Here is a 25,183-nt window from a genome sequence, read left to right as displayed (position 1 = left end):
TTGCCCCGAGTGTGGCTAGTCTCGCGCCGACCACAAATGGAGAGCCTCATGCGCCGCGCCCTGTTGACCCTGTCCTCGCTCATCGGCCTTGTCGCCGCGCCGCTCGCCGCCGATACGGGAAAGACCGCGCCGACCCAGCAGTGCAAGGGCTGCGAGGCGCTGCTCGAACTGGCCGCCTCCAGCCCGCTGCGCAAGGACGACCGCGCCCGCGACGCAGCGCGTCACCCGGTGGAGACGCTGTCGTTCTTCCGCGTCGGCCCGCAGATGAAAGTCGGCGAATATGCGCCGGGCGGAGAGTGGTACTCGCGCTTCCTTGGCCTGTACCTGGGCCAACAGGGCCATCTGGTCGGCCTGTTCTTCGACCCAACCAGCGGCGCCTTCAAGCCCGATCGGCAGGACGGCATCCGCAAGGCCGCCGCTGCCTATCCGGCCGACGTCGCCAAGTTCACCGGCATGGATGCCTCGCGCTTCGCCGCCTACACGCTGGACGCCGTGCCCGAGGGCGAGAAGGGCACGTTCGACGTGATCATCGTGCCGCGCATGATGCACAACCTGCTGAACTGGAACATTGCCGACAGCGAGATGAAGGCGATGCGTGCCCTGCTCAAGCCCGGCGGCCTGATCGGCATCGAGCAGCACCGCGCCAAGGCGGATGCGCCTTATTCGTACACCGACGGCTCCAAGGGCTACTTGCGCGAGGCGGACGTCATCCGCTTCATGGAAGTCAACGGCTTCGACCTCGCCGGAAAGTCCGAGGTCAGCGCCAACCCCAAGGACACTGCGAACTGGCCCGGGGGCGTCTGGACCCTGCCGCCCACGTTGGCGCTGAAGGAACAGGATAAAGCGAAGTACCTCGCGATCGGCGAGAGCGACCGCATGACCCTTCTTTTCCGCAAGCGGGACTGATAGGGGCCGCGCCCATGTCGAACCGTCAGATCACCGTCGCCGCGCTCCAGCTTGCGCTGAACTCAGCTGATGAGGGCGAGAACATCGCCGCCGTTTCCGCGCTGGTCGAGGAAGCGGCGGGGAAGGGCGCGCAGATCGTGCTGCCGCCCGAACTGTTCTCCGGCCCCTACTTCTGCAAGGTGGAGGACGAGGCGCTGTTCGCGCTGGCCCGCCCCACCGCCGAGCACCCCTCGGTGATCGCCATGCAGGCGCTGGCCGCGAAGCTGAAAATCGCTATCCCGACCAGCTTTTTCGAGCGGGACGGGCATCACTACTACAACACTCTCGCCATGATCGATGCCGATGGCCAGATCATCGGTACCTACCGCAAGAGCCACATCCCCGACGGTCCCGGTTACGAGGAAAAGTACTACTTTCGCCCCGGCAACGATGGCTTCAAGGTCTGGGACCTGTTCGGCACCCGCATCGGCGTCGGCGTCTGCTGGGACCAGTGGTATCCCGAATGCGCGCGCGTGATGGCGTTGATGGGCGCGGAACTGCTGTTCTACCCCACCGCGATCGGCTCCGAGCCTTATGACGCCACGCTCGATACCAGTCGCATGTGGCGCCGCGCGATGGTGGGGCACTCGGTATCCAATTGCATGCCGGTGATCGCCGCCAACCGCATCGGTGCCGAAATTGAATGCGGCAGCGAGCAGGCGTTCTATGGCCACTCCTTCATCACCGACGAATGGGGCGATTACCTCGCCGAATTCGGGCGCGAGGAAACCGGCGTTCTGGTCGCCACCCTGGACCTCGCCCGCGCCGCCACCCACCGCGCCGGCATGGGATTCTTCCGCGACCGCCGCCCGCAGCTTTACACCCGCATCGCGCAGGATATCTGACGCGGGTGGCGAAGCACCGCTACCTCGTCGCGCTAGGCTCGAACATGCGGCACCCCCGCCACGGCTCCCCGCGCCGGGTGCTGGCGGCTGCCCTGACGGCGCTGGATCATGGCAAGCTGGACCTGCTGGCAGCCTCCCGCGTGATCGAGACGCCGCCGCTGGGCCCCTCGCGCCGCCGCTACGCCAATGCGGCGGCACTGGTCCGCTCGAAGCGGGGGCCGGACGAGATGCTGCGCAAGCTGCACAAGATCGAACGCTGCTTCGGACGCCGCCGCACGGGCAGCGCCTGGGGCGCCCGCGTACTGGACCTTGATATCGTGCTGTGGAACGGCGGCGCTTATGTTGGTGGAGAGGGGGAAAGCGACCTCGTGATTCCGCACCCGTCCTTCAGAACACGCCGCTTTGTCCTCGATCCTGCGGCGACGATCGCGGGCCGCTGGTGCGATCCTCTTACAGGACTTAGTGTCCGACAACTGCGTGCCCGCTTGACCAAGCCCCGCGCTGCCCCTAGGTGACCCCCACCAAGGCCGCTCGCGGCATCGGGGCCCTTAGCTCAGTCGGTAGAGCAACTGACTTTTAATCAGTAGGTCGCTGGTTCGAACCCAGCAGGGCTCACCATGGTTTCCAACGGTATTTGGAACTGGTGAACTGGACGCGGGAAGAGCGTCCACCGTATTCCCCTTTTGCCGCAGACTGTTGTGGCTGGCGCGTGTCAGCCTTCGGCCCTGGTTCAGCGCCCATCCCGGACTTTGCCGCATTTCGTGAATGACGGATCGCATGGTAGATTTTGTAGGGAGGCGAAATATGGCGTTTGCCCGGCCGGCTATGGTCGGCGCGATTGTCCTGGCGCGGGCGGTCTACGACATTGCGTTTGCGGATGAAGTGCTCAGGGAGACGCGCGCGTGGATAGGCGGCGTCAGTCCGACCGCCAACGTGCAAAAAAGCGAGGGGAACCTCTTCGTATGAACGTCGATCAACCACGCAGACCCGGACGGTCACGACCCCTATCCGTACACGAACGCCTAGCCCGCGTTTTAGTTAACCGCGGTCAGACGCGCGGAACCTAACCCATCGATCCGGGTTTTATCATCGAGGTCTTCAGCCCTCGATCACGATAAAGAAGGACGCCGTCATGGGTGAATTTGCGGACAAAGTGAAAGCTGCTGGAAACAAGGTTGCCGGCAATGTGAAAGAAGCGGCCGGTAAGGCAACCGACAATGAACGACTGGAAGCTGAGGGCAAGGCCCAGCAATTGAAGGGTACGGCTCAAGACGTCAAGGGTAGCGTCAAGGGCGCATTGGGCGACAAGATCTGAAATTGATCTGCTCTTATGGGCCGCTCCAGTCGACTGGGGCGGCCTAAGTATTCTTCTACCTATGACATTTCCGTTTTGCGTTGATCGGGATATGCCGATCAGACCGCATGAAGGGCTTGGACGGCTTGCCGATCTTCACGCGCTTGACCTTGCAGGACTTGGGGCAACTTCGCCCTGAATGCATTGGTAGATTTCGCGGCCCACCGATCGCACTCGCGAACTTCGTCGAAATGTAATTCGCGCCCCAAATCCGGCATGCTCATCAACCCACGATCGATTGTCCGGACATTGCGCGTGCAATCGCCAGCGATTGTCGAATCATGGGCATTCGCCTGCGTTCGGTGCGGACCGCCAGATAGCCTTTCACCTCGATTGTGGACGAATGGGTGTCGAGCGGCATCACGCGGATGCGGCTGTCGGGCGGGCATTCCTTTTCGAACATCAGGCTCATACCGAGACCTTGCGCCACCGCTTCGCGGATCATCTCGCGGGTGTGTAGTTCCATCGTCTGCCCGGGGGCTAGGCCGATGTCTGCGAGAAGGCGGTTCATCGCTGCTAACGTGCGCGACGTCGCCTCGCGGATCAGGATCACTTCCCGGCCGAGCCGTTCCAGCGGGAGGGCGGCCAAGCCATCGTCGGGCCATTTGGCGGGCAGGATGGCGACGAGCCGGTCCTTGTAGAGCGGAGCGTACGTATAGTCGTTCTCGACCGGCGGCTCGCAGATGATGCCGATATCGACTTGAGCCTTGAGCAGCAATTCGTTGGTCTGGTGCGCGTTGGCGATCGTGACGCGGAAGTGCGCGTTGGGAACGGCGGCCTTGAAGGCGGCCATGAATTCGGCGGCATAGGGCGGCGAATCGGTGCCGAGACGCAGCAGCGCGCCGCTATCGATGTCGTCCTCGCCCAGCAATGCGCCGATCTCGTCGGCGATGCCGAACAGGCGCTCCGCCTTGTCGTAGAGCGCGCGGCCGGCGGTGGTAAGGGTCAGCGGCGGGCGCATCCCTTCGATCAGCTTGACCTTGTAGCGGTCCTCCAGCGCCTTGAGTTGCTTGGACAGCGTCGGCTGCGAGATGTTCAGGCGGCGCGCGGCCTTGCTGACGCTGCGCTCGGAGGCGACCGCGTAGAACGAACGTAGATGGAGAAAGTTGACGCTCACGGACCCTCAGTTCTGGTTTGGGCTGCGCCGTCTATGGTCGCCATTCCCGAGATGCATTGGCCCTGATCACGGGATCGGGCCAGACCGCATGTGACGCATGATTGTTACAGGACGGTCACAGGCAGGCAATGGCAGCTTCGAGCATTCAATTCGACGTCGCGGTGATTGGCCGCGGCATAGTGGGCCTGTCCCACGCTCTGGCTGCGGCGCGCGCCGGCAAGCGCGTCGTGGTGATCGACCGCCATGCGCGGGCCGTGGGGGCGAGCATCCGCAACTTCGGCTTCGTCACGGTGACCGGCCAGGAACGTCATGACATGTGGCCGCTTGCCCGCCGCGCCCGGGATGTCTGGGCGCAAGTGGCCCCGCGCGCCGGGATCGGCATCGAGCAGGAGGGCCTCGTGCTGCCCGTGCGCCGCCAGGCGGCGGCCGCAGTGCTGGAGGCGTTCATGGAAACCGAGATGGCCGAGGGGTGCCGCCTGCTGTCGGACCGTGAACTGCGCATGCTCGATCCCGCGACGCCGTTCGCGCCGTGCGAGGCTGCGCTTGTGAGCCCGCATGAACTGCGCGTTGAAGCGCGGGGCGCGATCCCGGCAATCGCGGCGTGGCTTGAACGTGACATGGGTGTGACCTTCGCGGAACCCGGGACGGTCATAGGCTGCGATACCGGCCGCGTCATGACCAGCAGCGGCGAGTACCGCGCGCAGGCCATTTTCGTGTGCCCGGGCGACGACCTCAACGCCTTGTTTCCCAATGTCATGGCCGAGCATGAAGTGACGCGCTGCAAGCTGCAGATGATGCGCCTTGCCGCCCCCGGCTATCGCCTGCCGCGCCCGGTGATGAGCGACCTCGGGCTGGCCCGCTACGAAGGCTATTCCGCGCTGCCCGAGGCGCCGGCGCTGACCGCGCAACTGCGCACCGAACAGGGCGCGCAACTGGACGCCGGCGTACACCTGATCGTGGCGCAGTCTGCCGACGGCTCGCTCATCGTGGGCGACAGCCATGAATACGGCGATGCGCCCGATCCCTTCCATCACGAGGCGGTCGACCGTCTCGTCCTCGACGAATTCGAGGCCGTGCTCGGCCGTGCGCCGAGGCCCGTGGAGCGGTGGGTGGGTATCTATGCCTCATCGCCCCGCCAGAACTGGTTCACCAAAACCGTCGCCCCGGACGTGCATGTCACTGTCGTGACGTGCGGCGCTGGCATGTCCACCGCCTTCGCCATCGGCGAGCGCGTGGTCGGTGCGGCGATCAACAGCCCCTTAAAGGAGATTGCATGATGACTGCCTCTTCGGTTTCGCGTTCCCCGATCGCCGCCGTCCTGTTCGACTGGGCCGGCACGATGATCGACTTTGGCAGCCGCGCGCCGGTCATGGCGATGCAGCGCGTGTTCGACGAGGTCGGCGTCCTTGTCGAGGAGCCGGTGATTCGCCGCTACATGGGCAAAGCCAAGCGCGAGCACGTCGTTGCCATGCTGTCCGAGCCGGCGATCGCCGCGCGTTGGCTCAAGGCGAGGGGCGCGGAGTGGAGCGAGGCCGAAGTCGATGCCCTGATGCAGCGGCTGGAGCCGGCGATGCAGGAATGCGCCGCGATCTGCCGCGATCTCATCCCCGGCGCGGCCGAGGCTTTCGAAATGCTGCGCGCGCGCGGCATCCGCGTCGGTTCGACCACCGGCTACACGCGCACGATGATGGCGAACATCATCCCCGCCGCCGCCGCGCAGGGCTATGCCCCCGAGGCGATCGTCTGCGCGGGCGAAACCGCACAAGGCCGCCCGGCACCGCTGATGCTGTGGAAGGCGCTGGTTGAGATGGGCGTGTGGCCGGCCTCGGCCTGCATCGCCGTTGACGATGCGCCCGTAGGCATTGAGGCTGGCCGACACGCCGGGATGTGGACCGTGGGTCTGGCCGGCTCGGGCAACGGCGTCGGCCTCGACCAGGCGACCTTCCTGGCCCTGTCGCGTGACGACCGGGCCGAGCTGATGCAGGGCGTCGTCGCCGAGTTCACCGCCGCCGGGGCTGATTTCGTGATCGAAAGCGTTGCCCACCTCGACCTCGCGCTCACCGCAGTTGCCAAGGCGATCGAGCGCGGCGAGGCCCCCGGCGCGGCGCCGACCCGGTTCCTGCCGTGACCGTGCTGGCGGCGGATCACGCGATGGCACAGCACGTGTCGCTGCGGCAGTGGCTGGCGCAGGGCCACCCCTGGGCGCTGGCGCTCTACGGCGGCCTAGCCAGCTTCGCCGCCTATTTCTCGATGTACGCCTTCCGCAAGCCATTCACGGCGGCGACCTATGCCGACGTGCAGGGCTGGGAGGGCATGATCGATTTCAAGGTTGCGCTGGTGATCGCGCAGGTCGCGGGATACGCGCTGTCCAAGCTGATCGGTGTCAAGGTCGTCTCCGAGATGGCGGCGTCGCGTCGCGGGGTGGCGATCGTCGTGCTGGTGGCATTCTCGTGGGCGGCGCTCGTGCTGTTCGCCGTGTTGCCGACGGACTGGAAAGTCCTCGCGCTGTTCCTTAACGGTCTGCCGCTGGGCATGATCTGGGGGCTGGTGTTCGGATACCTTGAGGGGCGGCGCACCAGCGAGGTGCTGGCTGCGATTCTGTGCGCCAGCTTCATCGTCTCGTCGGGCGTGGTAAAGTCTGTGGCGCTGTGGCTGATGACCAGCCTCGACGTGACCGAGTTCTGGATGCCTGCCGCCACCGGGCTGCTGTTCTTCCCGCTGCTGGTGATCGCCGTGATCGGCCTTGCCCAGCTTCCCCCGCCCAGTGTCGAGGAGCAGGCCGAGCGCATGGCCCGGCCGCCGATGCCCGCTGAGGCGCGCCGCGCGTTCCTGCGCGATTATGGCCCGGGCGTAGCGACGCTGGTGTGCGCCTATGTGCTGTTTACCGCGCTGCGCGATCTGCGAGACAACTTCGCCGCCGAGATCTGGACCGAGCTTGGCTACGCCGGCGTTTCGGAAGTCTTCACCGCAAGCGAACTGCCAGTGGCGGTGGTGACGCTGCTGATCCTCGCCAGCCTCGTGCTGGTGCGCGACAACCGCCGAGCATTGATGGCGGTCCACGCGATCGTCATGGGCGGCGCGCTTTTGATCGGGCTATCGACGCTGGCGTTCCAGTTCGGCCTGCTGTCGCCGCTGGCGTGGATGATCCTGTCCGGGCTTGGCCTGTACCTCGGCTATGCCCCGTTCAACGCGATGCTGTTCGACCGACTGGTCGCAGCGAGCCGGCGGGCGGGCACAGCGGGGTTCCTCATCTATGTCGCCGATGCCTCAGGCTATTCGGGTAGTGTGGCCTTGACCCTGGTGCGCAACATGCCGGGCGTGACGTTGGACTGGCTGCACTTCTTCATCTGGCTCGCTTATGCATCTGCCGTGATGTGCATGGCGATGATGACGATATCAGCGCTTTATTTCAGAAAAAGATTTGATAACGATAATATGAAGTAGGCGTATATCTATAATAAAAATGCGATAGCCTCGGATGGTTAAACCTTCCGGGGCTTTAATCTATTCCTAGCGCCCCTGTTTTTCGCGTCTATTGCTGCGATGCATTCAATGAATTGGTCGGAAATTGCGATGCCATGGCAATTCATTTGGCGAAGCTGCCGGATTCGATCCGAAGGCTATGAACAATTCGGGGTAAATCTATGACCAGACGCGCAATCATGATCGCCATCGGCCTCGGCACCAGCCTCGGCGCAATCATCGTCGCCGGCGCCGCACAGGCGCAGGGCCTTCCCGCGGAGGAGAACCCCGCGAACGAGATCGTCGTCACCGGCACCATCGTCGCCAGCGAGATGAAGTCGATTGCCGAGCAGCGCCGCGCCGACAACATCGTCAACATCCTTACCGCCGACGGCATCGGCCGTCTGCCCGACCGCAACGCCGCCGAAGCAGTGCAGCGCCTGCCGGGCGTCTCGATCGAGCGCGACCAGGGCGAAGGCCGCTTCGTGGCCGTGCGCGGCCTGCCCTCGCAATGGAACTCCACCCTCATCAACGGCAACCGCCTGCCCACCGCCGAAGAGGAGACCACCAGCCGCGCCACCGCGTTCGACTTCTTCCCCTCCGAACTGATCGAGCAGGTCGTTGTCGCCAAGGCGGTGACGCCCGACATGGAAGGGGACGCCATTGGCGGCTCGGTGAACTTCATCACCAAGACCGCGCCTGACAAGCGCACGCTGCAGATCACCGCCGGCGCGAACTATTCGGAAAAGGCTGACAAGCCCGGCTTCCTCGCCACCGCGCTTTATGGCAACCGCATCGGCAGGCTGGGCTTTGTACTCACCGGCTCGTACTACAAGCGCCACTGGGCGACCGACAACTACGAGCCGCGCCGCGGCGGCGACGGGATCGGCATCACCCGCCTGGAATTGCGCGACTATACCGGCGTGCGCGAGACAACCGGCATCAACGGCGCGGTTGAATATGCCTTCGACAACGGCGGCAAGATTTATGCGCGCGGCACCTACGGCTCGCTCAGCGACGACGAGACGCATTACAAGCACCGCCTGAACTTCGCCTCCAACCGGGTCGAGGTGCAGCATATCTTCAACACTCTCATCACCGAGCTGTCGGGCGGCGAGCTGGGCGGCATCCACATGCTAGGCGGCGGCGCCAAGTTCGACTGGAAGGTCTCGCACTACGAAAACCTGTTCCGCTATGGCGACACGCCCGATGGGCAGGACAACAGTTATTTCGTGGTCCGTTTCGATCAGCGTAACGTGGGGTACGAGGGGCTGGAGAACCGGGGCTCGGGCAACCTTGCCTACAACGAGATCGACGGCGGCACCGATCCGGCGAATGCGATCGGCAACCACCTGCCCTCCAGCTTCCAGATGAACCCCTCGCTCACCCGCCTGGCCAACGTCGAGCTGTACAAGATCCGAGTCAAGGAAACCGACCGCATCGTGCTGGAAGGCAACCTGACCGTCCCGGCGAGCGATACGCTGACCCTCAAGGCCGGCGGCAAGTACCGCGACAAGCTACGCAACGCGACGTTCGAGGATCTGTTCTACACCTGGAACCCAGCCGCCGGGCCGGTGCCGACGCTGGCCGACTTCCCGCTGATGAACCAGCCGGGTCGCGGCGGCTATCTCGATGAACTGCCGATAGGGCAGCAGTACGCCGGCCAGTTCTCGCAAGTGGTGAGCGAGCAGAACCTCGTCGACTGGTATCTTGCCAATCGCGGCAATCTCGTGCTCGACGAAGCCGGGTCGGCCACAGCGCAGAACGGCGGTGCGCTGGGCCGCACCTTCAAGCTCTACGAAAAGCAGGCGGCAGGCTACGTCATGGGCACCTGGACGCCCAGCGATGCGCTGACCCTGCTGGGCGGCGTGCGCATCGAATACACCAAGACCACCGTGGACGGCCAGGTGCTGGTTAACGGCGCGCTGGAGAACACCCGTAGTTCTAACGACTACCTTGCGATCCTGCCTTCGCTTCACGCTACGTTGCATCTTGATGGCGACACCAACCTGCGCGCTGCCGTGACCCGCACTTTCGCCCGCCCCGACTTCGGAGACCTTGCGCCGGGTGGCGCCTTCAGCGAGGCCGATCTCGAGTTCTCGGGCGGTAACCCCGACCTCAAGCCGACGTATTCATGGAACGGCGACCTGATCGTTGAACACTATTTCGGCAACGACGGGGTGATCTCGGCAGGCGCCTTCTACAAGCGCATCTCCAACCCGATCTACGACAGCCGCCGCGTGGGCACGTATCGCGGCATCGACGGCGTGGCCTTCCTAACCCCAGCCAACGGCGCGGCGGGCGACCTCTACGGCTTCGAGTTCAACGTCCAGCGCCGCCTGAGCTTCCTGCCCGGTCTGCTGTCAAACCTGGGTGTCAATGCCAACTATACGCTGATCCGCTCGAAATTCACCCTGCCCGACGGACGCGGGGTAAGGGTGCCGCGCCAGGCGGACAACCTCGCCAACGTGGCGGTCTACTACGATGACGGGCGTTTCTCGACGCGCCTGGCGATGAACTACAAGGGCGCCTACATCGAGGAATATGGCGCCGACGCGGACAGCGACAGCTATTACGGCGCCTACACCAGCCTCGATTTGACGGTGAACTTCAACGTCACTGAAAACGTCACCGTGTTCGGCGAGGCGGGCAATCTCACCAACCAGAAGCTGCACTACTACCTGGGCCACAAGGAACGCCCGCTCCAGGTCGAATATTACGGCCCGCGCTTCGTGCTCGGGGTGAAGGCGGCGATCTTCTGAAGGTGCTGAGGTGATGACGCGAGCATCGTGTTTTTCTGTGTGAAACTCGGTTGAACAAGCTGCTCGTCACCATCAACCGCCGGAGCGGCAAGATCAGCGTGCAGGGCAAGGCGCCTCACGCTTTTCGGGGTGCCTGCGACCTGATACTGCGAGCGGTGCAGGTCCCCGCGCTGGGGCATGAGCCCGAGCGCAGCGAGAGGATGCAATTCGCGCGCGGCACCATCGGCCCCGGTGCGCGGCTCGATACGGGGATACCAGTCGGTTGACTACATCGTGGGCGTGCACAGCGGGACAGGTGTTCACCGTCTCGCTGCGCACGACCAGCAAGTCAGCAATTTCAGGGGGGGGCAGGTCAGTCACGAGGGGCCTCGAATGGCAAAGCGCTGCGAAGGTATGCCTGCTTTCGTGGCAAGGCCATGATAATCACAGCAGATTACCCGATGTGAGAGGAATGCTTCAATCGGGCCCGACCTATCCCATCAGCCTGCGACTACTGCGGTAGGGCTCACGCAATGCCCAGACGGATCGCGAGCGCGGCCAAGGTGACGAGCAGGACCGGAAAGGTCATCACGGCGCCGACCTTGCAATAATATCCCCACCGGATCTTGATACCCTTTTGACCGAGCACGTGCAGCCAGAGCAGCGTGGCCAGCGAGCCGATCGGGGTGATCTTGGGGCCTAGATCGCAGCCGATCACATTGGCGTAGATCATCGCTTCCTTGACGACGCCGGTCGCGTGGCTGCCGTCGATCGAGAGCGCGCCGACAAGTACGGTCGGCATGTTGTTCATGATTGAGGAGAGCACGGCGGTAAGCAGACCGGTGCCGATTGCAGCGCCCCAGATGCCGCCTTGCGCGAAGTGATCGAGAAGGATCGAGATTTGCCCGGTCAGCCCGGCGTTACGCAATCCATAGACGACGAGGTACATGCCCAGCGAGAAGATCACGACTTGCCACGGAGCGTCCTTCAGCACTTTGCCGGTGCTGATCACATGCCCGCGCGCGGCTATGACGAGCAGCAGCACGGCGCCGACAGCCGCGACAGCGCTAACAGGCACGCCCAGCGGCTCCAGCAGGAAGAAACCCGCCAGCAGCATCGCGAGCACCACCCAGCCAGCACGGAAGGTCGCAGTATCCTTGATTGCCGCGTCGGGACGAGAGAGTTGGCTGACATCGTAGGCGGCAGGAATGTCGCGGCGGAAATAGAACATCAGCATGGCGAGCGTAGCCGCAATCGAGGCGAGATCGACGGGCACCATGACCAGCGCATAGCGGCCGAAGCCGATGTCGAAGAAGTCGGCCGACACGATGTTGACGAGGTTCGACACGATTAGCGGGAGGCTGGCGGTATCGGCGATAAAGCCTGCGGCCATCACGAAGGCGAGAGTTGCCCTGTCGCCATAGCCGAGCGCGCGCAGCATCGCGATCACGATCGGGGTGAGGATCAGCGCCGCGCCGTCATTGGCGAACAGTGACGAGACTGCCGCGCCGAGCAGCACGATTAGCGTGAAGAGCTTGCGCCCCCGGCCTCTGCCCCAACGCGCGACGTGCAGCGCCGCCCATTCGAAGAACCCTGCAGCGTCGAGCAACAGGCTGATGATAATGACTGCGACGAAGGTGGCGGTCGCATTCCAGACGATGTGCCAGACGACGGGAATATCGTGGAGGGACACCACGCCCGCGAGCAGCGCGATTGCTGCGCCGCCCAGCGCGCTCCAGCCGATGCCAAGGCCTCTGGGCTGCCAGATGACCAGGGTGATCGTCAGCAGGAAGATCAGTATCGCAGCGATCATCACGCCATCTTTCTTGAGTGCCTCGCGTCGAGGCCAGGCAGCCGGGTAAACAGCCGCTGTATCTGATTGCCGCTGCGTTGCGTCACACGACGGCGTTCTGGGGCGTTATGGCAACTGCCGAATGGTCAGTGGCCGGGTCGACCGGGAGGCCGGCTTGCTTGCGCTCGGAATAGCGGTCGACCAGTTGCACGGCATGGGGGCGCATCAGCACCGTGATGCGGACCAACTCCTCCATCACGTCGACGATCCGGTCGTAATAGCTCGACGGCGTCATGCGGCCCGCCTCGTCGAACTCCTTGTAGGCCATTGCGACTGACGACTGGTTGGGGATGGTGAACATCCGCATCCAGCGGCCGAGCAAGCGCAGCGTGTTGACGCTGTTGAACGACTGCGAGCCGGCGGACACCTGCATCACCGCGAGCGTGCGGCCTTGCGTCGGGCGCATGCCGCCCATCGAGAGCGGCAGGTGATCGATCTGTGTCTTCATCACGCCGGTGATCTGGCCGTGCCGCTCGGGGCTGCACCAGACATGGCCCTCGCTCCACATCGAATGTTCGCGCAGTTCATGGACCGCGTCATGGTCGTCTCCGGCAATCTGATCAGGCAACGGCAGGGTTGAAGGATCGAAAATCCGTGTCTCGGCGCCGAAGAACTGAAGCAGCCGCGCGGCTTCCTCGACGCAGAGCCGTGAAAAGGATCGTTCGCGAAGTGATCCATAGAGCAGCAGGATGCGAGGCGGCGGATGCCCCGCGCCAAAAGCCAACGCGGGTCGTTCGATCGCATAAGTGCGGTCGAGGTTAGGAAGATCGGTCGGATCGGCAAGCGTGCGCAGGGGCATCAGGACGGGGCTTTCGAGTGTTTCACGAGGTAGGCGGCGCAGAGCGGGGCGAACTCGGCCGGTAACGCGAGTACGTCGCAATCGGCGGCGTCGATCGGCATTATCCGCAGCCGCGCCGGGCTTTGCGTCTCAGATCCGTACGCCTGCATCGTCGACGACCAACTGACCATCCTCTTTGGCGAAGGCACCTTGCTGGGCGCTTGGCAGGAGATCGAGCACCGCTTCGGAGGGCCGGCACAGCTTCACGCCAAGCGGCGAAACGACCAGCGGACGATTGATCAGGATCGGATGCGCCATCATAGCACTGAGCAGCACATCATCGGACAACGATGTGTCGCCCAGACCCAGCTCGTCATAGGGTGTGCCTTTTTCGCGCAGCAACTGGCGCGGGGTGATCCCGGCGCGCGCGATCAACTGGACCAGCAAATCACGCGTGGGAGGCGTCTTGATGTATTCGATGACGTGCGGCTCGATGCCAGCATTACGGATCATCCCAAGCGTATTGCGGGAGGTGCCGCATTCGGGATTGTGATAGATTACAATGTCGATGGGATCGCTCACTAGAAGGTCCTTCAGCAGCAGGTGAGTTCGGCAAGCAGCGGTTCGCAAAGCTCCTGGCGGCCCTGGCAACAATCCTTTGCGAGAAAGAGCATCAAGGCCCGCAGCACATCCAGGTTGGCGCGTTGGATCATCTGGCGACCGCGCTTCTCGGGTTTGACGAGGCCAGCTTTCACCAGAACCGCGAGATGAGTCGAGAAGGTGCTCTGCGTTAGGTCGGACGCCTCAACAAGCTGGCCTGTAGAGAGGCCGGCGGGTTCGTGCCGGACAAGCAGGCGAAAGGCATCGAGCCTTGTCGGGTGGGCAAGCGCGCCCAAAGCTGCGAGGGCATCGACATCGGTCATGCATCGAAATTAGCCGATGATTTCACGGCAGTCAACTCCCATCGTAAAAAACCGATATGTTTCTGACGTGGCTGCCGGCCATCTCTACTGGACGGCTATTTTTGCGTCAGCATCGGACGATCGCTCATCTGCGGGCAAACGGCGAGACGGTCATCACCATTCCGGGAAGTCCAGGGAAACGGGTCAGCCGTCACCGTCAAAAGCTGGAAGCAAGTGAAACCGAAAGGACATTGTCGTTGCTATCGTCAACGCCCGGACGGAACCCATGCTGGTGAATATAGCCTACTTCAAAGTTCACGTTTTTCGTTACCGGCGTCGTAACGGCAACCATGTTCCGCATCCTTTCCTCGCCCTGTACACGTTGAAAGTTCGTCTTGTTCAGATCAATGAAGCTCTCATGGCTCAGAACAAGAGCCGCTTTGCCACCTGAACGGAAGGGCAGGACGTATTTGACGTAGGGTCGAACCCGGTAGGCGGTGCCGTCGACCCCTTCACGCCAGCGTTCCTCCAGTCGCAACCTTGCGCTAAGTTGTCCTGGGCCGATCCTCACGATATTATCCATGGTGATCTGCTGCCGCCCTCGATGTTCCATAACCGAGAAATGGCCGCCCTCGTAATTTGGATCGTGCGTATAGCCGACCCAAACGGTTATTTTGTCCGCGACCTTGTAACCGATGAGGGAATTCATTTCGACTTCATAGAGGCCGTCGCGATCATTGCTGAAACGGGAAATGATTTCCTGCGAAAGGCGCCATTTGTCGCCCAGCTTCACTGTGGCTGTGCCACCGATCCAAGCCTGCTCATCTTCTGACGCGTAAGCAGGGGCCGCGACCGAGATCACTGCTGGCATGAACAGCAAATTGACGATCTTTCGCATCAGAACTTCCCAATTCCCGAATTCGGCTGAGGCCGGCTATATGACGCTGCAATGACAGTTTCATGTCGTTCATGAAACTGTTTCGTGACTTAACATTTCTATCATCACGGGAATGGATTTTGAGCTGCCGCTTCAACCGACAAAATCCGAGGCGCCTACCCGCGCCCATACGTAGAGTTATGGCCTGCTCCGGCCTGACGAAAAGCGTCGAGCAATCTGGCCGGCGCGATGCCCATTCAGCCATATTTTTCCTTCGCTAGGGCTTATCAGGCTTGCGCACGCCAGTCGCCGCTTCCCCCACCGTTTTGACGCCGGATGCTTTTGCCGCGCATGGCACGACCGCGTGCGCGCAGGCGGCCGAACTGGGCGAGTACCGGTTCATTGCAGCCGGTTCGCGGCTCTTGCGACTGCGGTGTGCGAGCATACGGCCCGAGATTGTAGTGCGGGCTTGCATGGGACCTTGGTCCGCGCCAATTAGCCCGAATGCGCATTGCTCTTTTTGAACCTGAAATTGCCGGCAATGTCGGCGCCATTCTGCGTCTTGGGGCTTGTTTCGGGGCGGCTGTCGATCTTATCGAGCCTATGGGTTTCGAGTGGGATGATCGAAGAGTTCGTCGGACCGCCATGGACTATATCGATCATGTCTCCATCACCCGTCATGCCGATTTCGACGCGTTCCGGGCTGCCATTGGCCCCCGAAGACTGGTGCTGTTCACTACTAAGAGCCGCGAATCGGCCTACGATTTCCGCTTCATGGCCGACGATGTCCTGTTCTTCGGAAAAGAAAGTGCGGGCGTCCCCGCCGCTATAGCTGACAGCTGCCCTGCGAAGGTGCGCATCCCGATGCGGCCGCAGGTACGTTCGATGAACCTTGCCACATCGGCGGCGCTTGCACTTGGCGAAGCCCTTCGCCAGACGGGGACATTGCCGAGTTGACCGGACTGCGGCATCAGCATTCTAACTTGCCAATTTGACCTGCTTGAAGCCCAAATCTTCGGCTTGCGCTTGCAGGAATTCGATTCACATTCGGAACAGTACTTCCATTGCCGGTTTGAGCTAGGCATCAGGGTCAGGGTCGTCTGGGGCATCGAATGGGTAATGTCGCCGAAAAGAATGCAGTCGATGCGAGAACCACGCTGGCCGCGGCCTTGGGCCAGGCCGGAGCAGGCGATGTTTCGGCATTACGCCGGGTTTATGACCTGACTTCGGCGAAACTATTTGGCATTTGTTTTCGTATCTCTGGCGACAGGGAGGCTGCGGAGGACATTTTGCAGGATGTTTACGTCAAGATCTGGCGCCGGGCTGCCACTTTCGATGCTTCGCGGGCGAGCCCGGTAAGCTGGTTGGCGACGATCGCGCACAATGCGGCTATTGACTGGCGGCGCGCGCAGCCGCGTTACGATGCTGCGCCGCAAGGCGCGTTTGATGCTGTGGCCGACGACGCGCCGCGCGCTGATGACGTTATGGTGGAGGACGAACAGCGTCTGCGCCTGCTGGCCTGTTTGAATGGTCTTGAACAGCAACATGCCGAGGCTATCCGCAGCACATTCCTGGGCGGATTGACTTACCAGCAGCTTGCCGACCACTTGCAGACGCCGCTGGGGACGATCAAGAGCTGGATCAGGCGCGGGATGCTCAAGCTCAAGGTGTGCCTTGGCGATGCCTGATCTGCCGCTTTCCCCCGAACATGGGTCCCTTGCCGCCGAACTGGCTCTGGGCGTCCTCGAAGGCGCCGACCGCGCCGAGGCACTGTGCCTGAAGCTGTCGAACCCGACCTTTGCCGCCGAGGTGGAGGCTTGGCGTCGGCGTCTGTCGCCGCTGCTGGGCACGGTGGCCGCCATGCCTCCGTCGGCGCGTGTCTGGAACGCGGTCGAGGCACGCATCGGCGACGGGAAGGCTGTACGCTCTTCCGCAGGTCTGCGCAGTCTTAGGCTGTGGCGCGGCGGAGCGCTCGTTTCTGGCGCCATTGCGGCGGGGCTGGCCCTTGTCCTTGTCACCCGTCAGCCTGCGCCTTCGGTCGTCGCTGTGCCTCCCGCTACATCCGTTGCCGTGTCACAGCTTTCAGGCGCCGATGGCGGCGCTATCATGGCAGTGGCATACGATCCCCAGAAGGGCTTGCTGCGCCTGGGTGCCGTTTCGCTGCAGGGTTCTGCGAAGCGCCCCGAGCTATGGATCATTCCTGAGGACGGCGTGCCGCGATCGCTGGGTATCGTGCGCGCCGATGGTGACGAACTCACGGTCGACGAAGGCATGCGCCGATTCATGAGTGACGGGGCGACGCTGGCGATCACCATGGAGGATGCAGCCAGCGCTCCCCACAAGGCGCCCAGTGCTACACCAGTGCTGGTCGGAAAGTTTTCGATTATCTGAGCGGCAAGGTGCATCCGGTCGGGGTTGGCCTGCGTACCTTCTCTCGCATCCCACGAAACGGGGTGCGAGAAGGAAGGATGCTTAGACATGAAGGCACAATCCCGGACATTCGCCGTAGCCCTGGCAGGTGCACTTATACTGGGCGGCGCCACGTCGGTATATGCCGGCTCGAACCCGATGGTTGGCGGCGCTGCGATGTATTCGACGAAGAACATCGTCGAGAACGCCGTCAACTCCAAGGACCACACCACGCTCGTGGCGGCGGTAAAGGCTGCTGGCCTCGTTGAAACGCTGTCGGGCCCCGGGCCCTTCACCGTTTTCGCGCCGACCAATGCCGCATTCGCCAAGCTGCCCGCAGGCACCGTCGAAACGCTGGTGAAGCCTGAGAGCAAGGCGACGCTCACCAAGATACTGACCTACCATGTTGTCGCCGGCCGGATGACCGCCAAGGACATCGCCGCCAACGCCAAGATGCATGGCGGCAAGGCCACTCTGACCACCGTCGAAGGTGAGAAGCTGACCGCGTGGAAGGACAAGGCCGGAGCCTGGTGGCTTACCGATGCCAAGGGCGGCAAGTCCAAGATCACGATTCCCGATGTCATGCAGTCCAACGGCGTGATCCACGTCGTCGACACAGTGCTTATGCCCTGATGGGGCGCAGGCGGGGCCGATGGCCAAAGGTTGCGGCCCCGCCATTCCCTTTTTCACCAAGCTCCAGGAGCCGACCATGCCTTCGTCCCCGCACCGCCGTGATCTCCTGCGACTTTGCGGTTCAGCCGCCATCGCTGCGATCTGTTGGCGGGCATTCGGCGGTGAGGCTCTGGCGGCATTGCCTGGTTCGGGACGGCTCACTTTAAGCGACGCCGAGTGGCGCCAGCGCCTTTCGCCGCAGGCTTACGATATCCTGCGAAGGGGCGGGACGGAGCGGGCCTTTACCAGCCCGCTGAACAAGGAACATCGCAAGGGGCGCTTCCTTTGCGCGGGCTGCGCCCTGCCGCTGTTCGCCTCGACCACCAAGTTCGACAGCGGCACCGGCTGGCCCAGCTTCTATGACCACTATCCCCGTGCGATCACCACCAAGACAGATCGCAAGTTCGGCATGACCCGTACCGAGGTCGTCTGTGCGCGCTGCGTGGGTCACCTTGGCCACGTCTTCGACGATGGGCCCAAGCCTACCGGCTTGCGGTATTGCATGAACGGCGCGGCCATGAAGTTCGATCCGGCCTGACCGTCATGGTCAGCGTAAGTCCGGCCCTGAGCCGATGATGAGGCCGTGTGCGATCCATTGACCCAAAAGGGCGGCGGCGCGCTCTATGCCTGCTCCTTCACGGTATCAATGGTACGCAAGGACGGCGTGAAGTCCTGCCGCCATACCACCAGTTTCGGCAGCCACTCTGCCGTTGGGGGGGGGGGGCGCCAGCGGCAAGGCCCGACCAGAGCGCGGCGGCATTGGTTGCGGCGAGGACGACAACGCCGGCCTCTGCCTTGTTTCTTGGCCGTGAAGGGTGCCGAGCGGCGCTCACCAAGACCGGACAGGTTGGCGATCTTGCCGGTCGACGCCCATGCAACGGTGCCCGCCTGCGCGGCGACGGATGCAAAAAGCATGGCTGCTGTGTCAACAGCGAACAGAGCATTCTTGAACCTTGCAAGTTCCTTTTCTGTAATTGCACGAAGCATCGCGCGGGTACTCAGAGGCCCAGATCCTCGATCTTTCCGTCGAAATTGCCGCCCAGCTTGTGCGTTGCCGCCGCCAGCTTTTCCGCCGGAGCACCAGCGAGGTAGCCATCAAGGATGCGCTGGTAGTTGCTGATCATGCCTTCGACCTGGCTGGAGAGGCGCATGTATTCAAACCCGCTGGCATGGAGGCCCTTCTGCTGGATCGGGATGTTCGCATAGTCCTGGCGCGGGATCGGAGGGAATTCCGGGCTGTCGTAGGGCAGCACGGTGGGTTCCATGATCGGTTCCGGCTCTTGGCCCTCGGGGAAGAAGGTCAGCGACCAGATCTCGAAGAAGCAGCTTTCTGGGCCGAGCGGGCGGATGCGGTACGCTGACATCGAGCTGAAATAGGGTAGCAGGAAGTAGTGCGGGAAAAGGAACTCCACAGCATTGATCGGGTGTGACTGGGATACCGCACACAAGTCCGGCACCGGTTCTCCTGCGGCTTTCAGACGTTCGGAAATCTGGTGCATGACCATGCCGAGCCACATGAACATGGCCTGGTTCCTGTCTTCGGGCAGGCCTTCCTCGATGCCGATCATGCTGCGCGCGATGTCGACTTCCTTGGCGTGGATCATGCCCGCCATGCCTTCGCCAAGGAGGGCCATCGACTTCACCTGAAGCTCTTGGTTCTCGGTGTGCGAGAGGTCGTCCATCGCCATTTGCGGGAAAGCGCCGCGCGGCAAGGCGTACATGCTGTCATACATCATCGGCGCGGCGTGTTGCAGCTGCGGGTGCGTCTGCTGGACATGATAGCCTTCCATGAAGGCCTCCATCGCTACCTTCCAGTTGGCGGGCAGGACGGCGCCGAAGCACCATTCGGCGCGCAACTTGTCGATGTTGTGGGCATCGAGGCGGTCGGCCAGGGGGCCGATCGAATCGCGCACTGGCAGGGCGTCGTTGTCATGGTTGATCCACACGCAGCCGATGAAAGTCTCGGCCCGGCAGGGGATCAGGTTGAGTTCGGCGTCCTGCATCTGGTGTTCGGAGAACAGGTGCTTGCCGTAGATCTTGGTGCTTTCGCCATCCATGTTCCAGCGCCAGCCGTGGAACGGGCAGACGAAGCCGCTCTTCGCGCAGTTGCCATGGGCGGTGGTGTGCGAGGCGCCCAGCGGGGTGCCGCCAGCGAAGGGCACGCCGCGATGGCGGCAGGCGTTGTGGAAAGCCTTCACGCCGCTGGCCGTGCGCACCACGATCACCGACTTGCCGACGTTCTCGTACTCGATCCAGTCGCCCACATCGGGAATCTGCTCCTCGCGGCATGCCATTTGCCAGACGTTGGGCCAGAAATGCTTCAGCTCCGCCTGATAGAAATCCGCATCGAAGTAGCGCTTCACGGGGATACGTTCGGGATCTTCGATCGGGAACGGCACCGGCCGCAGGCCGCCGTCTGCTGATTTGAGCACTTCCCAATACCTCTCGCTTTGATCTTGCCTTGTTGAACTAATGTACAGGGCAGGATGCACGAGGCAATCGAAGAGGCGCGCGGGGTCATCGCAGCGACGGTAAATGCGTTGGCAGCTTGCCGTCAGGAGCAAGCGGGAAGGTTTCGAATAAGCAGGCGGGCTCTACATGAGCCCGCTTTTCCCCTTCAGGCCGGCTTTACGAAGCTGTCGATCACGCGCTTGCGGCCGGAATGTTCGAAGTCGATTTCCAGCTTGTTGCCTTCCTGCGCGGCGACGGCGCCGTAGCCGAACTTTTCATGGAAGACCCGGTCGCCAACCGAAATGTCTCCGCGAGGCTTGGCGGCAAAGCTGGCGGCGCTGCGGGTGCTTTCGGCAACGCGCTTGGGTTTGGTGTCGAACTCCTTCGCGGCCGCGCGCTGCCAGCCGGGCCCGCGCGTGACGATGCGCGAGGGCTGGGTGCGGGCGACTTCGGCGAAAGGATCGCCGTGTTCGGACCATTGCGCGCGCCATAGCGAGGCACCGCCAGACAGCGTGGTTTCGCTATCGACGTGTTCCTCGGGCAGTTCGGCGATGAAGCGCGAGGGGATCGAACTGTTCCACTGGCCATAGATGCGCCGGTTGGCGGCGTGGACTATCGTGCATTTACGCCGGGCGCGGGTGATCGCGACGTAGGCGAGGCGGCGTTCTTCCTCAAGGCTGGCCAAGCCGCCCTCATCGAGCGCACGCTGCGAGGGGAACACGCCTTCCTCCCAACCGGGCAGAAACACGTTGTCGAATTCCAGCCCCTTGGCCGCGTGCATGGTCATGATCGTGACCTTCTCGTCGTCCGCCGATTTCTCGTTGTCCATAACGAGGCTGACGTGTTCGAGGAATTCGCCGAGGGTGTCGTATTCCTCCATCGCGCGGGCGAGTTCGGCGAGGTTTTCAAGGCGCCCGGTTGCCTCGGCGCTCTTCTCCGCCTGCAGTGCGTCGGTATAGCCGCATTCGTCCATCACGGTGCGCAGCAGGTCCGAAGGTTTTTCGGTGGCGGACAGGTCGCGCCAGCGGGCGAAATCGCGCATCAGGGCAAGGAAAGTGTTGCGGGGACGGGCAGGCAGTTCATCTGTGTCGGCGATTTCGATCGCGGCGCGAGTCATCGGGATGTTCTGGCGGCGGGCCAGGGTGTGCAGCGCCTCCAGCGCCTTGGCGCCAAGGCCGCGCTTGGGGGCATTGTAAATACGCTCGAACGCAAGGTCGTCCTGCGGCTGGGCGATGACCCGCAGATACGCCAGCGCATCGCGGATCTCGGCGCGTTCGTAGAAGCGGAAGCCGCCGACGATGCGGTACTTCAGGCCGATCGAGATGAAGCGGTCCTCGAACTCGCGCGTCTGGTACTGCGCGCGCACGAGGATGGCGATCTGGTCGAGCGGGGCGCCTTCGCGTTCCAGCCGTTCGATGTCCTCGCCGATGCGGCGCGCTTCCTCGGGCCCGTCCCAGACGCCGATGACGCGCACTTTGTCGCCGGCGTGCCGCGTCGTCCACAAGGTCTTGCCGAGGCGCTGGGTGTTCTCGTCTATGAGGCCCGACGCGGCGGCGAGGATCTGCGGGGTGGAGCGGTAATTCTGCTCCAGCTTGATGACCTTGGCACCGGGAAAGTCCTTCTCGAAGCGCAGGATGTTGGCCACTTCGGCGCCGCGCCACGAATAGATCGACTGGTCATCGTCGCCCACAACGCAGATGTTCTGGCGGCCCTGCGCGATCAGGCGAAGCCATAGGTACTGGACCTGATTGGTGTCCTGATATTCGTCCACCATGACGTATTTGAAGCGCTGCTGGTACTGATCCAGCACATCGCGGTGGGTGCGCAGGATGTTCAGCATGTGTAGCAGCAGGTCGCCGAAATCGCAGGCGTTCACGGCCTTCAGGCGGTCCTGGTAGAGCTGGTAGAACTTCCTGCCCTTGCCGTTCGCGTAAGCCTCGTTCTCGCCCGCATCGAGGTCACCCGGGTTCAGGCCGCGGTTCTTCCAGCGATCGATGCAGCCGGCCAGCTGCTTGGCCGGGAAGCGCTTTTCGTCGACGTTCTCGGCGACGATCAGCTGCTTGAGGAGGCGCAGCTGGTCGTCGGTGTCGATGATCGTGTAGTTCGACTGCAGGCCGACCAGTTCGGCATGGCGGCGCAGCATCTTCGCGGCGACCGAGTGGAACGTGCCCAGCCACGGCATCCCCTCAACCGCCGGGCCGATCATGTGGCCCACGCGCTCGCGCATTTCGCGCGCGGCGCGGTTGGTGAAGGTCACGCAGAGGATTTCGCTGGGCCACGCAAGGCGCTCGCGCACCAGATGGGCCAGCCGGGTGGTCAGCGCGGCGGTTTTGCCGGTGCCAGCGCCCGCCAGCATCAGCACCGGCCCTTCGGTGGTCAGCACCGCCTCGCGCTGCGGCTCGTTCAGGCCGCCAATCATGGTCTCGGCGGGGCCAGACGAGGGGGGAGGTGCTTGCAGGTTGTTCACCGTGAACAGTTAGGGAACGGGGCGTCGCGGTGCAAGCCCGGTTCGTCGCACCCACGGAACATTCCCCAGCGGCGTGCGTCGTTTCGTTAGCAATAATAATAAATGGAGAGTGAGAATGCGTAAGTCGTTACTCGCAGGATGCGCCGCCCTCGCCATGTTGGCGGTTCCCGCCACCACCCAGGCCCAAAGTGCCCCCGAAACCGACGATGCCGCCATGCCTGCGGAGATGCCAGCCGGACCAGCGGCTGCGCCGGCTTCCGCGATGCCCACATCTCAAGGCGCGGCGCTGACGCCCGCGCAGAAGGCTGTGCATGATGGTTGGACGCCGCAGCAGAAGGCGGACTATGCCTCTTGGCCTAACGACTACAAGGTTTATTACTGGACGCTCAACGCAGACCAGCAGAACGGCTACTGGGCCCTCACCGGCGAGCAGCGCGGGCAAATCTACAAGATGACGCCCGAGCAGCGTCAGATCGCTTGGAATTCTGTGGTCCAACAGATGAAGGGCGAAACGCCGGCAACCCCCGCTGGACAGGCTAATCCTCCGGGTGAGGGGACGCCGACCGCCGGCGTGCCCGACCCGCAGGCGGCCTCACAGGCCGCGCGTCCGGCGATGCCCGCCGATGAGAACTATCAGGGCGGTCCCTATAAAGGCGCACTGACCCCGCCGCCGGCAACCGCGATGGAGAAGAATTACCCCAAGTGCAGCAAGACGGTCACCGACAGCTGCGTAAATCGCGGCGGTAAGTAGAAGGTGATGGGATCGTCGTCCCGGATCTGATCCGGGACGACGGTATAGATCAGCTGACCCGGCGAAGCAGGTGGAGGCGGGCCTTGCCCACATCGCGCTCGGTTTCGGTTTCGAAGCCCTTGATCGACACCGGTTCGCCCTTGCCTGTTTCGAGACTCACCCAGGTTGTCTCGCCGATCCATCCGAGCCGGGCAAGCTTATCGACAGCGACGGCACCCGCGCCGGTGTCATAAGGGGGGTCGAGCATCACCAGATCGAGCGGTTCCTTCGCCGGACCCAGCGAAAGCACCGAACTGGCGCGCACATCGCAACGCGGCTGTGCGCGCAAGGCCGCAATGTTGCCGCGCATCGCGCGGATGGCGGCGGCATCCTGATCCACGAACAGGCAATGCGCTGCCCCGCGTGACAGGGCTTCCAGACCCAAAGCGCCCGATCCGGCGAACAGGTCGGCGACCTTGAGGTCCTCGAACGTGCCAAGCCGGCTCACCAGCATCGAGAACAACGTCTCGCGCGTGCGGTCGGCGGTGGGGCGGGTGGTGTCACCGGCGGGCGCGGCCAGTTTGCGGCCGCGCCATTCACCCGCGATGATGCGGAGGTTGGCGCTCAATCCTCGGCCTCCCCAGCCTCGATTGCGGGGATATTCTCGTCCACGCCGGCATTTTCGTTGGTGCCGGTGTCTTCGTCACCGGCCTCGGCGGCTTTCCTTGCGTCGACGGCCCGAGCGTTGGCTTCGCGCGCCTCGTTTTCCTTCAGGGTACGGCGGAAGGTTTCGAGGTCCTTCTGCGACACTTCGCCGGCTGCCCCCTTGGGCAGGTCGCCCAGGCGGAACGGGCCGTAGGACACGCGCAGCAGACGGCTGACCTGCAGGTCCAGCGCTTCCAGAACGCGGCGGACTTCCCGGTTCTTGCCTTCGGTCAGGGTCATCTCGATCCACTGGTTGCGCCCGGTGCGGCGCTCCATGTTGGCGTCGATCCTGCCGTAAATCACACCGTCGACCTCGATGCCTTCCATCAGCTCTTCCAGACGGCTCTGCGTGATGTCGCCGAAAGTGCGCGCGCGGTAAGTGCGCGGCACGCCGGTGGCGGGCAGTTCGAGCTGGCGCTTGAACTCACCGTCGTTGGTCAGCAGCAGCAGGCCTTCGGTGTTGAGATCGAGTCGGCCGATTGGCATGACTCGGCCCGCACCGTCCGGCAGGGCGTTGCGAAGCGCGCTGTAGATCGTCGGGCGACCAGCCATGTCGCGCTCGGCGGTGATGAGGCCAGCGGGCTTGTGGAACAGGAACAGGCGCGTGCCCTCTGGCGCGGCGACCCGGTTGCCGTCGACGGTGACGCCGGCAAGGCTGGTCAGCACGGTAGAGGGCGTTTCGATCAGATCGTCGCCCAGCCGCACGCGGCCCTCGATGATCATGCGCTCCACTTCGCGGCGGCTGGCAACGCCGGCACGGGCGAGCAGCTTGGCGATCCGTTCGCCTTCGCGGACGGGGAGCGTGGGGTCCTTGGCCGTCGGCGCCTTGGCGCGCGGGGCCGGGCCGGGGCGGGCGATCGGGCGGCCGCCGGTGCG

The 25,183-nt window shown here is 63.4% G+C and carries 27 protein-coding genes and 1 tRNA gene; 17 read left to right on the top strand and 11 right to left on the bottom strand.

Annotation, left to right across the window (positions count from 1 at the left end):
• Positions 1 to 48: 48 nt before the first annotated feature.
• From V474_RS06795 to V474_RS06775, 6 genes are all read left to right on the top strand, one after another.
• Positions 49 to 906 carry a class I SAM-dependent methyltransferase gene (locus V474_RS06795; protein WP_059150671.1) on the top strand — a complete coding sequence of 286 codons (858 nt, stop codon included), beginning with the start codon at positions 49 to 51 and terminating at the stop codon, positions 904 to 906.
• A 14-nt stretch (positions 907 to 920) separates the two neighbouring features.
• A complete protein-coding gene (aguB, locus tag V474_RS06790) occupies positions 921 to 1,790 on the top strand; it encodes an N-carbamoylputrescine amidase (protein WP_059150670.1) in 870 nt (289 codons plus the stop codon).
• A gap of 5 nt (positions 1,791 to 1,795) precedes the next feature.
• Complete coding sequence (gene folK, locus V474_RS06785) at positions 1,796 to 2,305, top strand: 2-amino-4-hydroxy-6-hydroxymethyldihydropteridine diphosphokinase (protein WP_059150669.1); 510 nt, start codon at positions 1,796 to 1,798, stop codon at positions 2,303 to 2,305.
• Positions 2,306 to 2,332: 27 nt separating this feature from the next.
• Positions 2,333 to 2,408: transfer RNA gene (locus tag V474_RS06780), tRNA-Lys, on the top strand.
• A 186-nt stretch (positions 2,409 to 2,594) separates the two neighbouring features.
• Positions 2,595 to 2,756 carry a hypothetical protein gene (locus V474_RS26110; RefSeq protein WP_169795013.1) on the top strand — a complete coding sequence of 54 codons (162 nt, stop codon included), beginning with the start codon at positions 2,595 to 2,597 and terminating at the stop codon, positions 2,754 to 2,756.
• Between the two features lie 166 nt (positions 2,757 to 2,922).
• Entirely contained in the window at positions 2,923 to 3,105 is a 183-nt protein-coding gene (locus V474_RS06775) for a CsbD family protein (RefSeq protein WP_059150668.1), read from the top strand.
• Positions 3,106 to 3,367: 262 nt separating this feature from the next.
• On the opposite strand, the gene V474_RS06770 is transcribed toward V474_RS06775, so the two are convergent.
• The gene (locus tag V474_RS06770) at positions 3,368 to 4,261 is read right to left on the bottom strand and encodes a LysR family transcriptional regulator (RefSeq protein WP_059150667.1); all 894 of its coding nucleotides are present in this window, start codon (positions 4,259 to 4,261) and stop codon (positions 3,368 to 3,370) included.
• Between the two features lie 128 nt (positions 4,262 to 4,389).
• Here V474_RS06770 and V474_RS06765 point away from each other — a divergent pair, with 128 nt between their 5' ends.
• The 5 genes from V474_RS06765 to V474_RS06745 all read left to right on the top strand — a co-directional run bounded on the left by V474_RS06765 (position 4,390) and on the right by V474_RS06745 (position 10,751).
• Positions 4,390 to 5,538, top strand: coding sequence for a TIGR03364 family FAD-dependent oxidoreductase (locus V474_RS06765; RefSeq protein WP_059150666.1), 1,149 nt, complete (start codon positions 4,390 to 4,392; stop codon positions 5,536 to 5,538).
• A complete protein-coding gene (gene phnX, locus V474_RS06760; RefSeq protein ID WP_059150665.1) occupies positions 5,535 to 6,389 on the top strand; it encodes a phosphonoacetaldehyde hydrolase in 855 nt (284 codons plus the stop codon). The genes V474_RS06765 and phnX overlap by 4 nt, the downstream gene beginning before the upstream one ends.
• A gap of 23 nt (positions 6,390 to 6,412) precedes the next feature.
• Complete coding sequence (locus tag V474_RS06755; protein WP_059150830.1) at positions 6,413 to 7,705, top strand: DUF5690 family protein; 1,293 nt, start codon at positions 6,413 to 6,415, stop codon at positions 7,703 to 7,705.
• Positions 7,706 to 7,905: 200 nt separating this feature from the next.
• Positions 7,906 to 10,485, top strand: a complete 2,580-nt coding sequence (locus V474_RS06750; protein WP_082699613.1) for a TonB-dependent receptor — start codon at positions 7,906 to 7,908, stop codon at positions 10,483 to 10,485.
• 50 nt (positions 10,486 to 10,535) lie between these two features.
• The gene (locus V474_RS06745; protein WP_059150664.1) at positions 10,536 to 10,751 is read left to right on the top strand and encodes a hypothetical protein; all 216 of its coding nucleotides are present in this window, start codon (positions 10,536 to 10,538) and stop codon (positions 10,749 to 10,751) included.
• Between the two features lie 239 nt (positions 10,752 to 10,990).
• Here the strand turns inward: V474_RS06745 and V474_RS06740 are convergent, their stop codons facing one another.
• The 5 genes from V474_RS06740 to V474_RS06720 form a co-directional block, all read right to left on the bottom strand.
• A complete protein-coding gene (locus V474_RS06740) occupies positions 10,991 to 12,277 on the bottom strand; it encodes an arsenic transporter (RefSeq protein ID WP_059150663.1) in 1,287 nt (428 codons plus the stop codon).
• 82 nt (positions 12,278 to 12,359) lie between these two features.
• A complete protein-coding gene (arsH, locus tag V474_RS06735; protein ID WP_059150662.1) occupies positions 12,360 to 13,115 on the bottom strand; it encodes an arsenical resistance protein ArsH in 756 nt (251 codons plus the stop codon).
• 129 nt (positions 13,116 to 13,244) lie between these two features.
• Positions 13,245 to 13,676 (bottom strand): arsenate reductase (glutaredoxin), encoded by a 432-nt coding sequence (gene arsC, locus V474_RS06730; protein WP_059150661.1) that lies wholly within the window; start codon positions 13,674 to 13,676, stop codon positions 13,245 to 13,247.
• Positions 13,677 to 13,687: 11 nt separating this feature from the next.
• Positions 13,688 to 14,017 (bottom strand): ArsR/SmtB family transcription factor, encoded by a 330-nt coding sequence (locus tag V474_RS06725; protein ID WP_059150660.1) that lies wholly within the window; start codon positions 14,015 to 14,017, stop codon positions 13,688 to 13,690.
• 196 nt (positions 14,018 to 14,213) lie between these two features.
• Positions 14,214 to 14,894 carry a DUF2490 domain-containing protein gene (locus V474_RS06720; RefSeq protein ID WP_059150659.1) on the bottom strand — a complete coding sequence of 227 codons (681 nt, stop codon included), beginning with the start codon at positions 14,892 to 14,894 and terminating at the stop codon, positions 14,214 to 14,216.
• Between the two features lie 483 nt (positions 14,895 to 15,377).
• Between V474_RS06720 and V474_RS06715 the strand changes: the two genes are divergently transcribed.
• The 5 genes from V474_RS06715 to msrB all read left to right on the top strand — a co-directional run bounded on the left by V474_RS06715 (position 15,378) and on the right by msrB (position 18,492).
• The gene (locus tag V474_RS06715) at positions 15,378 to 15,830 is read left to right on the top strand and encodes a tRNA (cytidine(34)-2'-O)-methyltransferase (RefSeq protein WP_059150658.1); all 453 of its coding nucleotides are present in this window, start codon (positions 15,378 to 15,380) and stop codon (positions 15,828 to 15,830) included.
• A 155-nt stretch (positions 15,831 to 15,985) separates the two neighbouring features.
• A complete protein-coding gene (locus tag V474_RS06710; protein WP_059150657.1) occupies positions 15,986 to 16,561 on the top strand; it encodes a sigma-70 family RNA polymerase sigma factor in 576 nt (191 codons plus the stop codon).
• Positions 16,554 to 17,264 carry an anti-sigma factor gene (locus tag V474_RS06705; protein WP_059150656.1) on the top strand — a complete coding sequence of 237 codons (711 nt, stop codon included), beginning with the start codon at positions 16,554 to 16,556 and terminating at the stop codon, positions 17,262 to 17,264. The genes V474_RS06710 and V474_RS06705 overlap by 8 nt, the downstream gene beginning before the upstream one ends.
• 87 nt (positions 17,265 to 17,351) lie before the next feature.
• Complete coding sequence (locus tag V474_RS06700) at positions 17,352 to 17,915, top strand: fasciclin domain-containing protein (protein WP_082699612.1); 564 nt, start codon at positions 17,352 to 17,354, stop codon at positions 17,913 to 17,915.
• A gap of 76 nt (positions 17,916 to 17,991) precedes the next feature.
• On the top strand, positions 17,992 to 18,492 hold the full coding sequence (gene msrB, locus V474_RS06695) for a peptide-methionine (R)-S-oxide reductase MsrB (protein WP_082699641.1): 501 nt from the start codon (positions 17,992 to 17,994) through the stop codon (positions 18,490 to 18,492).
• An 83-nt stretch (positions 18,493 to 18,575) separates the two neighbouring features.
• Here msrB and V474_RS26380 read toward each other — a convergent pair whose 3' ends face one another.
• The 3 genes from V474_RS26380 to V474_RS06680 all read right to left on the bottom strand — a co-directional run bounded on the left by V474_RS26380 (position 18,576) and on the right by V474_RS06680 (position 22,824).
• Positions 18,576 to 18,941 carry a hypothetical protein gene (locus tag V474_RS26380; RefSeq protein ID WP_059150655.1) on the bottom strand — a complete coding sequence of 122 codons (366 nt, stop codon included), beginning with the start codon at positions 18,939 to 18,941 and terminating at the stop codon, positions 18,576 to 18,578.
• An 11-nt stretch (positions 18,942 to 18,952) separates the two neighbouring features.
• Positions 18,953 to 20,386: an aromatic ring-hydroxylating oxygenase subunit alpha gene (locus V474_RS06685; RefSeq protein WP_082699611.1), complete on the bottom strand. Its 1,434-nt coding sequence runs from the start codon at positions 20,384 to 20,386 to the stop codon at positions 18,953 to 18,955.
• Positions 20,387 to 20,571: 185 nt separating this feature from the next.
• Complete coding sequence (locus V474_RS06680) at positions 20,572 to 22,824, bottom strand: ATP-dependent helicase (protein ID WP_059150654.1); 2,253 nt, start codon at positions 22,822 to 22,824, stop codon at positions 20,572 to 20,574.
• 163 nt (positions 22,825 to 22,987) lie between these two features.
• Here V474_RS06680 and V474_RS06675 point away from each other — a divergent pair, with 163 nt between their 5' ends.
• On the top strand, positions 22,988 to 23,623 hold the full coding sequence (locus V474_RS06675) for a hypothetical protein (RefSeq protein WP_059150653.1): 636 nt from the start codon (positions 22,988 to 22,990) through the stop codon (positions 23,621 to 23,623).
• A gap of 49 nt (positions 23,624 to 23,672) precedes the next feature.
• Here V474_RS06675 and rsmD read toward each other — a convergent pair whose 3' ends face one another.
• Both rsmD and V474_RS06665 read right to left on the bottom strand, forming a co-directional pair.
• Complete coding sequence (gene rsmD / locus V474_RS06670; protein ID WP_059150652.1) at positions 23,673 to 24,230, bottom strand: 16S rRNA (guanine(966)-N(2))-methyltransferase RsmD; 558 nt, start codon at positions 24,228 to 24,230, stop codon at positions 23,673 to 23,675.
• Positions 24,227 to 25,165, bottom strand: coding sequence for a pseudouridine synthase (locus V474_RS06665; protein WP_082699640.1), 939 nt, complete (start codon positions 25,163 to 25,165; stop codon positions 24,227 to 24,229). The genes rsmD and V474_RS06665 overlap by 4 nt, the downstream gene beginning before the upstream one ends.
• Between the last annotated feature and the right edge of the window lie 18 nt (positions 25,166 to 25,183).

Source organism: Novosphingobium barchaimii LL02, assembly GCF_001046635.1.
GTDB lineage: Bacteria > Pseudomonadota > Alphaproteobacteria > Sphingomonadales > Sphingomonadaceae > Novosphingobium > Novosphingobium barchaimii.
Note: the sequence above shows the minus strand (reverse complement) of the source record. Positions and strands in the feature narration are given on the sequence as shown.

Bases quoted from the DNA above. Each gene is read 5' to 3' on its own strand.
- V474_RS06715 (WP_059150658.1), top strand. From the start codon at position 15,378: ATGCGCATTGCTCTTTTTGAACCTGAAATTGCCGGCAATGTCGGCGCC.
- V474_RS06755 (WP_059150830.1), top strand. From the start codon at position 6,413: ATGGCACAGCACGTGTCGCTGCGGCAGTGGCTGGCGCAGGGCCACCCC.
- V474_RS06710 (WP_059150657.1), top strand. From the start codon at position 15,986: ATGGGTAATGTCGCCGAAAAGAATGCAGTCGATGCGAGAACCACGCTG.
- V474_RS06775 (WP_059150668.1), top strand. From the start codon at position 2,923: ATGGGTGAATTTGCGGACAAAGTGAAAGCTGCTGGAAACAAGGTTGCC.
- V474_RS06765 (WP_059150666.1), top strand. From the start codon at position 4,390: ATGGCAGCTTCGAGCATTCAATTCGACGTCGCGGTGATTGGCCGCGGC.
- V474_RS06705 (WP_059150656.1), top strand. From the start codon at position 16,554: ATGCCTGATCTGCCGCTTTCCCCCGAACATGGGTCCCTTGCCGCCGAA.
- phnX (WP_059150665.1), top strand. From the start codon at position 5,535: ATGATGACTGCCTCTTCGGTTTCGCGTTCCCCGATCGCCGCCGTCCTG.
- V474_RS06700 (WP_082699612.1), top strand. From the start codon at position 17,352: ATGAAGGCACAATCCCGGACATTCGCCGTAGCCCTGGCAGGTGCACTT.
- V474_RS26110 (WP_169795013.1), top strand. From the start codon at position 2,595: ATGGCGTTTGCCCGGCCGGCTATGGTCGGCGCGATTGTCCTGGCGCGG.
- aguB (WP_059150670.1), top strand. From the start codon at position 921: ATGTCGAACCGTCAGATCACCGTCGCCGCGCTCCAGCTTGCGCTGAAC.
- V474_RS06680 (WP_059150654.1), bottom strand. From the start codon at position 22,824: ATGATTGGCGGCCTGAACGAGCCGCAGCGCGAGGCGGTGCTGACCACC.
- V474_RS06750 (WP_082699613.1), top strand. From the start codon at position 7,906: ATGACCAGACGCGCAATCATGATCGCCATCGGCCTCGGCACCAGCCTC.
- msrB (WP_082699641.1), top strand. From the start codon at position 17,992: ATGCCTTCGTCCCCGCACCGCCGTGATCTCCTGCGACTTTGCGGTTCA.
- V474_RS06725 (WP_059150660.1), bottom strand. From the start codon at position 14,017: ATGACCGATGTCGATGCCCTCGCAGCTTTGGGCGCGCTTGCCCACCCG.
- V474_RS06740 (WP_059150663.1), bottom strand. From the start codon at position 12,277: ATGATCGCTGCGATACTGATCTTCCTGCTGACGATCACCCTGGTCATC.
- V474_RS06675 (WP_059150653.1), top strand. From the start codon at position 22,988: ATGCGTAAGTCGTTACTCGCAGGATGCGCCGCCCTCGCCATGTTGGCG.
- arsH (WP_059150662.1), bottom strand. From the start codon at position 13,115: ATGCCCCTGCGCACGCTTGCCGATCCGACCGATCTTCCTAACCTCGAC.
- V474_RS06795 (WP_059150671.1), top strand. From the start codon at position 49: ATGCGCCGCGCCCTGTTGACCCTGTCCTCGCTCATCGGCCTTGTCGCC.
- V474_RS06720 (WP_059150659.1), bottom strand. From the start codon at position 14,894: ATGCGAAAGATCGTCAATTTGCTGTTCATGCCAGCAGTGATCTCGGTC.
- V474_RS26380 (WP_059150655.1), bottom strand. From the start codon at position 18,941: ATGCTTCGTGCAATTACAGAAAAGGAACTTGCAAGGTTCAAGAATGCT.